The following is a 1,840-nucleotide window of genomic DNA, read 5'->3' on the forward strand; positions in this document are numbered from 1 at the left end:
GGGTGAGTAGACCGGCGGAACTTCCCCGCCAGCCCCTCTCAGAACCGTACGTGAGCCTCTCGACTCATACGGCTCCCATCAAGCAAAGCTTTTCCCTATACCTATTCGCCAATGAGGAAAAAGAGTTGGCTGTTTTTGTTGAATTGATTCCAACATCTTCGCTGATCTCGTTTTGCCTCTAAGCTTTTTGTACTTTCGCATGCCCCATTTCACCAGGACAGCATTGAATTGAGTCCATACTGGCTCAAGGCTTGAAGGGGAATATTTACCATAGTACTCCATCCATCCTCTGAGGATTGGATTGCAATAAATAGCTATTTCTTCAAGACTTAACTCCACTCTGTACTTTAATTTCCACTGCCTGATTTTGTCTCTCATTGCCTTGCTAGCTGAGCTACTCACTGCTGGAGTAAAACTCACAAACATCTTGCTGTCGCGACTTCTAACTAATCTGGGTTGAAAGGTATAACCCAAAAAATCGAAAGACGTTACAGAATATTTCCCTTTACGGTTGCTGTCTTTGCAATAGACTACCTTTGTTTTATCAGGATGCAGCTCCAATCCACATTGACTGAATCTTTGTGCAAGCTGGTTTAACATCGTTAAAGCCTGCTTCTCCGTTTTGCAATGCACAAGTCCATCATCAGCATACCTACACCACAATGTTTCAGAGTGATGGTGCTGCATCCATTTATCAAAGACATAATGTAAGAATAAGTTACTCAATACTGGACTGATTACCCCGCCTTGAGGCGTGCCTTTATCTCGCAGAATTGTGTTGCCATCTGGCATGACAATTGGTGCAGTAAGCCACCGCTTTATGTACAAGGTGATCCATTTTTCTTGAGTATGCTTTTCTACTGCCTTCATAAGTAGATCATGCGGAATATTGTCAAATAGCCCCTTGATGTCAAACTCTAAGATCCAATCATATTGCCAACATCTCTTTCGAGTGACACCTACTGCATCAAGCGCCGATTTATTAGGCCTGTATCCGTATGAGTCTTCTAGGAATTGCGGCTCCACTTTGGGTTCAAAAGATAATTTGACTACCATTTGTGCTATACGATCACTTACCGTTGGAATACCTAAGGTTCGCGTGCCTCCTGATTTCTTTGGAATTAAAACTCCCATCACGGGTGGCGGAAAATAGCTACCCGATGATAATCGGTTCCAAATTTTAAAAAGGTTGTCTTTCAGATTTTTCTCAAAATCCGCGAGACTTTGCCGATCAATACCAGCTGAGCCTGCGTTAGCTTTCACAAGTTCGTAAGCTTCTACAACTTGTTGTTTAGGTATATTGAACACTTTTGTCATCTTTAATATTTCCTCCCAACTTTCGTCGGTTGAATATCCATTCAGACCGCTTGACCCAACCCCTTTGCTCCGCAATCATTACAATTGTTTCAACGCTACTACGAGTTGGTCCGTCCCAGTGCCTTGCCTTGGTACTCTAATCCTTGTGGAGTTTCCACTTGGACGTCTCCCTTATCATCAAGACGACTGGTTCCCGCAGTTCCATGGAAAAGCCCAGATTAGGATCACGCCACCTCTACGCCGAACACCACTTACCCAGAATCCAGATATCCGGTAAATTTATCCCAAAGTAACGGGAAGACCTTGGTTTTGATGTTGATTATGATTACTTTACGACGCGTCAACAGTGATTCGCTAGCACTCGTCTTCCTAATCCATACCTCGCCAGGTCATTGCCTGACTTTCCTCATCACTCACGACCATTGCTCTTAACAACAGCCGCATGAGGTGGTTTGAGACCTATCGCTGGTGATCGATCTCGGTGGGTCTACCACCATCTCTTCCGCAGCTTGCTACGGCATAC

The 1,840-nt window shown here is 44.3% G+C and carries 1 protein-coding gene; it reads right to left on the minus strand.

Annotated elements, in window-relative coordinates; all coding sequences use genetic code 11:
* Positions 1-78: 78 nt before the first annotated feature.
* On the minus strand, positions 79-1,317 hold the full coding sequence (gene ltrA / locus ACWTEW_RS30140) for a group II intron reverse transcriptase/maturase (RefSeq protein ID WP_019232354.1): 1,239 nt from the start codon (positions 1,315-1,317) through the stop codon (positions 79-81).
* Between the last annotated feature and the right edge of the window lie 523 nt (positions 1,318-1,840).

This window comes from Legionella stuttgartensis (genome assembly GCF_977063405.2).

What these genes read in the sequence shown, in the direction of transcription:
- ltrA (WP_019232354.1), bottom strand. Translation starts at nt 1,317, where the DNA reads ATGACAAAAGTGTTCAATATACCTAAACAACAAGTTGTAGAAGCTTAC.